At 71.6% G+C, this 6918-nt stretch carries 6 protein-coding genes; 2 read left to right on the top strand and 4 right to left on the bottom strand.

Features of this window, described 5'->3' with window-relative positions; genetic code table 11:
• On the top strand, positions 1-589 hold a 589-nt coding region (mug, locus tag AC2CHG_RS02360; protein WP_484524066.1), incomplete at its 5' end, for a G/U mismatch-specific DNA glycosylase.
• A 101-nt stretch (positions 590-690) separates the two neighbouring features.
• Here mug and AC2CHG_RS02355 read toward each other — a convergent pair.
• From AC2CHG_RS02355 to AC2CHG_RS02340, 4 genes are all read right to left on the bottom strand, one after another.
• A complete protein-coding gene (locus AC2CHG_RS02355) occupies positions 691-2673 on the bottom strand; it encodes an ABC transporter ATP-binding protein (protein ID WP_484524068.1) in 1983 nt (660 codons plus the stop codon).
• A 132-nt stretch (positions 2674-2805) separates the two neighbouring features.
• Positions 2806-3573, bottom strand: coding sequence for an enoyl-CoA hydratase/isomerase family protein (locus AC2CHG_RS02350; RefSeq protein ID WP_262014407.1), 768 nt, complete (start codon positions 3571-3573; stop codon positions 2806-2808).
• Positions 3574-3616: 43 nt separating this feature from the next.
• On the bottom strand, positions 3617-3844 hold the full coding sequence (locus AC2CHG_RS02345) for a helix-turn-helix domain-containing protein (protein ID WP_007072022.1): 228 nt from the start codon (positions 3842-3844) through the stop codon (positions 3617-3619).
• A 297-nt stretch (positions 3845-4141) separates the two neighbouring features.
• Positions 4142-5749, bottom strand: a complete 1608-nt coding sequence (locus tag AC2CHG_RS02340; protein ID WP_043329650.1) for an ABC-F family ATP-binding cassette domain-containing protein — start codon at positions 5747-5749, stop codon at positions 4142-4144.
• Between the two features lie 247 nt (positions 5750-5996).
• Here AC2CHG_RS02340 and ypfJ point away from each other — a divergent pair, with 247 nt between their 5' ends.
• Positions 5997-6911 (top strand): KPN_02809 family neutral zinc metallopeptidase, encoded by a 915-nt coding sequence (ypfJ, locus tag AC2CHG_RS02335; protein ID WP_484524067.1) that lies wholly within the window; start codon positions 5997-5999, stop codon positions 6909-6911.
• The last annotated feature ends 7 nt before the right edge of the window (positions 6912-6918 follow it).

Raw genomic sequence — 6918 nt, 5'->3', positions numbered from 1 at the left:
GCCCGAGGCCGCGCCAGGACCGGGCACGCCCGCCCGCCGCCATCCCCGGCCCAGCCGCGAGCAGCTCGCCGCGGCGGCCGACCGGCTGCTGCCCGACGTGATCGCGCCCGGCCTGGACGTGCTGTTCGTCGGCATCAACCCGGGCCTGTGGTCGGCGGCCACCGGCTGGCACTTCGCCCGGCCGGGCAACCGGTTCTGGCCCGCCCTGCACCGCGGCGGCTTCACGCCGCGCCTGCTGCACCCCAGCGAACAGGACACGCTTCCGGCGCTGGGCCTCGGCATCACAAACATGGTGGCCCGGGCCAGCGCCCGTGCCGACGAGCTGACCGCCGGCGAACTGGTCGACGGCGCGGCCACGCTCACGGCGAAGGTCGAGCACTACCGGCCGCGCTGGGTGGCGGTGGTCGGGGTGACCGCGTACCGGATCGGGTTCGCCCGGCCGAAGGCCGGTTTCGGGCCGCAGCCGGAGCCGCTCGCGGCGGCCCGGCTCTGGGTGCTGCCCAACCCGAGCGGCCTGAACGCCCACTTCACGCCGGAGACGCTCGGCGCCGCGTTCGCCGAGCTGCGCGCCGCGGTCGCCGCAGGTTAGGCCTCGGTCGTCCGGTGCCGGCGGGCCGTCGGTGGCCCGGCCGGTCAGTCGGCCCGTCGGTCAGTCGGCTGGCCGGTCGGTCGTGTGGCCTCATCGGGTCGCTAGTTGGCGGCGGCCGGGGGCATGGCCTCGTGGGCGACGTAGGTGCCCATCGGCACCGTGGTCACCACCGGCTCGGGCTGCTCGGCCTCGGCGTGGGGCGCGGGCGAGTCGGTGACCGCGAACTGGGTGCGGTACAGCTCGGCGTACAGGCCGCCGACCGCCACCAGCTCGTCGTGCCGGCCGCGCTCCACGATCCGGCCCTCGTCGAGCACCAGGATCTGGTCGGCGTCGCGCACCGTGGAGAGCCGGTGCGCGATGACCAGCGCGGTACGCCCGGTCAGCGCCACCGACAGCGCCCGCTGCACCGCCGCCTCGCTCTCCGAGTCCAGGTGGGCGGTGGCCTCGTCGAGGATCACGATCGACGGGGCCTTGAGCAGGAGCCGGGCGATGGCGATGCGCTGCTTCTCGCCGCCGGAGAAGCGGTAGCCCCGCTCGCCGACAGTCGTGTCGAGCCCGTCCGGGAGCGCCCGGACCAGGTCGGCGACCTGCGCGCCGGCCAGCGCCGCCCAGATCTCGTCGTCGGTGGCGTCCGGCTTGGCGTAGCGCAGGTTCTCCCGGATCGTCTCGTGGAACAGGTGCGAGTCCTGGGTGACCACGCCGATCTCGTCGCGCAGTGAGGCGAGCGTCGCGTCCCGTACGTCGACGCCACCGACCAGCACCTGGCCGTCGCTGACGTCGTAGATCCGGGAGATCAGCATGGACAGCGTCGACTTGCCGGCGCCGGACGGGCCGACCAGGGCCACCATCTGACCCGGCTCGACGGCGAACGAGACGCCCTTGAGCACCGGCTCGTTCACCGTCCGGTCGAGGGTCGAGACCTCCTCCAGGGAGGCGAGGGACACCTCGGCGGCGCTCGGGTAGCGGAAGCGCACGTCGCGGAACTCGACCCGGCCGTTGCCGCGCGGCACCGGCACCGCGTCGGGCTTCTCGGCGATGGTCGGGCGCAGGTCGAGCACCTCGAAGACCCGGTCGAAGGAGACGAGCGCGCTCATCACGTCGACCCGGACGTTGGACAGCGCGGTCAGCGGGCCGTAGAGACGGGTCAGCAGCAGCGCCAGCTTGACGACGGTGCCGGCGCTGACCGCACCGGTGACCGCCAGCCAGCCACCGACGCCGTACGTCAGCGCCTGGGCCAGCGACGCGACGAGCAGCATCGCCACGAAGAACGTCCGCGAATACATGGCGGACTGGATGCCGATGTCACGCACCCGCTCGGCCCGGCGGGCGAACCGGTCGGCCTCCACCTCCGGCGCGCCGAACAGCTTGACCAGCAGCGCGCCGGCGACGCCGAACCGCTCGGTCATCGTCGCGTTCATCTTGGCGTCGAGGTTGTACGACTCGCGGGTGATCTCGGCCAGGCGCCGGCCCACCCGGCGGGCCGGGATGATGAAGATCGGCAGCAGCACCAGCGCCAGCACGGTGATCTGCCAGGACAGCACAAGCATCGCAGCCGCGGTGAGCACGAGCTGGATGACGTTGCTGACCACCCCGGACAGCGTCGAGGTGAACGCCCGCTGGGCGCCGAGCACGTCGTTGTTGAGCCGGCTGACCAGGGCGCCGGTCTGGGTGCGGGTGAAGAACTGCAGCGGCATCCGCTGGACGTGGTCGTAGACCCGGGTGCGCAGGTCGAGGATGATGCCCTCGCCGATGCGGGCCGAATACCAGCGCTGGATCAGGGAGAAGACCGCGTCGGCCACGGCGAGCGCGGCGATGATCAGGGCGAGCCGGACGACAGTCGAGCGGGCGTCCGCTCCGCCGCCGGCGATCGCGTCGATGACGTCGCCGGCGAGCAGCGGCGTGGCCACGCCGATCACCGCGGCGACGATCACGGTGATCAGGAAGACGACGATGTCGCGCCGGTAGGGCCGGGCGAACGCGACGATCCGGCGGGCGGTGCCGCGCTTGAGCTCGTGGGCGGAGACCTCGTCGCGGTTACGCAGCGACCGGAGCATGCTCCAGCCGCCCATGCCGCCGCCGGCCATCGGGTGGGACACTCGTCACCTCCGGGTCGTCGGGGCAGCATGAACCGTCGGAGTCCATTCTCCCGACGCCTGTGACAACCTCGCGAGTAACCCAGATCTTCCCGAACGGTCCTTACGAAATCGCCGTACCGGCTATTCGCCCCGCCCGGCCAGGTCCCGGATCCGCCGGGTCTGCGCCTCCCGCTCGGCGCGCTGCTGCTCGGCGTGCGAACGGTCGACCGCGCCCGCGAGCAGCGCCTTGATCTCGATGATCGCGTCCCGGTTGTTGGCGAGCAGCCCGGCGGAGAGATCACGCACGGCGCCGTCCAGCTCGTCGTTCGGCACCACGAGCGTGGCCAGGCCGATCCGGTCCGCCTCGGCAGCGTCCATCCGCCGGCCGGTGGCGCAGATCTCCAGCGCCCGGGAGTAGCCGACCAGCTCGACGAGGCGGCGCGTGCCGGCCAGGTCGGGAACCAGGCCGAGGGTCACCTCGGCCATCGAGAGCTTCGCGTCGGCGGCGAGCACCCGCATGTCACAGGCCAGCGCGAGCTGGAAGCCGGCGCCGATGGCGTGGCCCTGCACCGCGGCGATGGACACCACGTCCGGCCGGTGCAGCCAGGTGAAGCCGCCCTGGTACTCGGCGATCCGGTCGGCGCACTCCGCCTCCGGCATCGCGGCCAGCTCGGCGAAGGAGCCCGGCCCGGTCGCACCGGCGACCGCCAGGTCCAGGCCCGCGGAGAAGGCGCGCCCCTCTCCGCGTACGACGACGACGCGCACGTCGCCGGGCAGGTCCCGGGAGAAGTCGCTCATGGCGCGCCACATCGCCGGGGTCTGGGCGTTGAGTACGTCGGGCCGGCACAACGTCACCGTCGCGACCGGCCCGTCGCAGTCGAAGCGCACTCCGGTCGTCTCGGCGGTCACCGGACGCCCCGGAACGCGCTGATGGACGACGCTGGGGGGCGGGTCACGCCTTCTTCCGGCGCCGGGCGCCGCCGCGCTGCCGCAGCTGCACCCCGGACTCGGTGAGCACCCGGTGGATGAACCCGTAGGAACGGCCGGTCGAGGCCGCCAGAGCACGGATGCTCTCTCCGCCGGTGTACCGCTTTACCAGGTCTTTGGCGAGCGTCTGACGCTCGGCCCCGACGATCCGGCGACCCTTCTCAGTGCTGGTGGCTGTGCCGGTGGCTGCCATGCTGATTCCTCACGTCCCAGACTGTGCGGTTCGGATACGGTCCCACCTATTAGACCGCCTCGGACGATCATGCGCCAGATATCAACTATTCGCCAACCGACACGCTACGCAATGTCAGCTTCCCGATAGAGTGATCCTTCCGGCCGGCTGATCCGTACCGCCCCGCCGGACGGGCCCGTCGACCCCACCGACCCCACAGACCCCACCCCGTCGATCATGAAGTTGACGGCGATGTGGATCTCCAAAAGTGCCGCCAACTTCATGATCGACCAGCAGAGTGCCCTGGGGCGGGCGGGGTCAGGCGAGCTCCACCAGCTCCAGGAGGTCGTCGGACCAGGCGTCCTCGTCGCCGTCGGGCAGCAGGATGGCGCGGTCCGGCTTGAGCGCGGTGACCGCACCCGGGTCGTGCGTGACCAGCACGATCGCGCCCGGGTAGCGGGCGATCGCGTCGAGCACCTGCTCGCGGCTGACCGGGTCGAGGTTGTTCGTCGGCTCGTCCAGCAGCAGCACGTTGGCGCCGGAGCAGACCAGCGTGGCCAGCGCCAGCCGGGTCTTCTCGCCGCCGGAGAGCACCCCGGCCGGCTTGTCGACGTCCTCGCCGGAGAACAGGAACGCGCCGAGGATCTTGCGCAGGTCGGTGTCGGTCTGGTCGGACGCGGCGCTGCGCATGTGCTCCAGGATCGTCCGGTCCACGTCGAGCGTCTCGTGCTCCTGGGCGTAGTAGCCGAGCCGCAGCCCGTGCCCGGGGCGTACCTCGCCGGTGTCCGGCTCCAGCAGCCCGCCGAGCATCCGCAGCAGCGTGGTCTTGCCGGCGCCGTTGAGACCGAGGATGGCCACCCGGGAACCCCGGTCCACCGCGACGTTCACGTCGGTGAAGATCTCCAGCGACCCGTACGACTTGGACAGGCCGGTCGCGGTCAGCGGCGTCTTGCCGCACGGCGCGGGGCTCGGGAAGCGTACCTTCGCGACCTTGTCCGCGACGCGGACCTCGTCGAGGCCGGAGAGCAGGCGCTCGGCGCGCCGGGCCATGTTCTGCGCGGCGACGGTCTTGGTGGCCTTGGCCCGCATCTTGTCCGCCTGCGCCATCAGCGCGCCGGCCTTCTTCTCGGCGTTGGCCCGCTCCCGGCGGCGGCGCCGCTCGTCGGTCTCGCGCGCCTCCAGGTACGCCTTCCAGCCCAGGTTGTACGTGTCGACCACGGACCGGGTGGCGTCCAGGAACCAGACCTTGTTGACCACCGCCTCCAGCAGCGAGGCGTCGTGGGAGATCACGATCAGGCCGCCCTTGTGGTTGGCGAGGAAGCCGCGCAGCCAGGTGATCGAGTCGGCGTCGAGGTGGTTCGTGGGCTCGTCGAGCAGCAGGATGCCGCCGCCGTTCTCGCCCGCGTCGCGGAACAGGATCCGGGCCAGCTCGATGCGGCGGCGCTGACCGCCGGACAGCGTGCCGATGGTCTGCGCCAGGGCCCGGTCGGGCAGGCCGAGGTTGGCGCAGATGCGGGCCGCCTCGGCCTCGGCCGCGTAGCCGCCGAGCGAGGCGAACTGGTCCTCCAGCGCGCCGTAGCGGCGGACCAGCCGCTCGTCGTCGGCGCCCTCGGCGAGCTTGTTCTCCAGCTCCTTCATCTGCGCCATGAGCACGTCCAGGCCGCGGGCGGAGAGCACCCGGTCCCGGCCCGTGACGTCCAGGTCACCGGTACGCGGATCCTGCGGCAGATAGCCGATGGCGCTGCGCCGATCGATCTGCCCGCCGTACGGCTGCCCCTCCCCGGCGAGCACCTTGAGCGTGGTGGTCTTGCCGGCGCCGTTACGGCCGACCAGGCCGATCCGGTCGCCCGGCTGCACCCGCAGGGTGGTGTCGGACAGCAGGATCCGGGAACCGGCACGCAGTTCCAGGCCGGTGGCAGTGATCATCTCGGAGTACTCGCTCTCGGGTCCGGAAGGGCTGACTCAGGGCACGCGAAAGCGCCGGCGGGTGGTGATTTCCCGTCGGCGCGGGGCCGTTCAGCCTTCGCAGCGCAGCACGGGGGCAAGTGTACCGGGCCCCGCGGGCCCTCTCCGCCGGATTACCGTGCAAGATCATCGGGTACGGAGACCGCCGTCCGGACCCGGTCCGGTACCGCAACCATCACATACGGACACATCGGTGATCGGGGTCAACATGGAGCTGAACGAGAACGCGCGGGTCGACACCAGCCAGGTGGACGACCGGCGAGGGTCCAGCGGAGGCGGCGGGATGGGCATTCCGATCCCGATCGGCGGCGGCCGGGGCGGGATCGTGGGCATCATCATCGCCGTACTGGTCGCCCTGGTGGGCGGCGGCTTCGGCCTCAACGCCGCCACCAACGGCGGCGGTGACGAGCAGGGCGACAACACCTCGCTGGAGCAGAAGTGCTCGGCGCAGGACGCGCTGAAGCAGCTCGACTGCCGCAACGCGCTCTACGTCAACTCGATCCAGGCGTACTGGCGTACCGCGATGCCGGAGGCGTTCGGCGAGCAGTACCGGCCGTCGAAGACGGTGTTCTTCAGCCAGAACGTGAGCACCGCCTGCGGCGCTGCCGACTCGGGCGTGGGCCCGTTCTACTGCCCGGCCGACGACCTGGTCTACATCGACCTCACCTTCTACAAGCTGCTCGCCGACCAGCTCGGCGCCGAGGGCGAGTTCGCCCAGCCGTACGTGCTGGCCCACGAGTACGGCCACCACGTGCAGGACCTGCTCGGCACCGAGGCGCAGATGCGCCGCCAGCAGCAGCGCGACCCGCAGAGCGCGAACGCGCTCTCGGTGAAGCTGGAGCTGCAGGCCGACTGCTACGCCGGGGCGTGGGCGAAGAACGCCACCGGTACGGCCGACGACAAGGGCCAGAAGATCTTCACCAGCATCACCGAGCAGGACATCTCGCAGGCCATCGACACCGCCGAGAAGATCGGCGACGACGCGATCCAGCAGCGGTCCGGCCGGCCGGTGAACCCGGACGAGTTCACCCACGGCAGCTCGGAGCAGCGCAAGCAGTGGTTCACCAAGGGCTTCACCACCGGTGACCCGAAGTCCTGCGACACCTTCGGTTCGGGCCAGTAGCAGCCCG

It is taken from the genome of Micromonospora sp. ATLC20, assembly GCF_057196585.1.
Note: the sequence above shows the minus strand (reverse complement) of the source record. Positions and strands in the feature narration are given on the sequence as shown.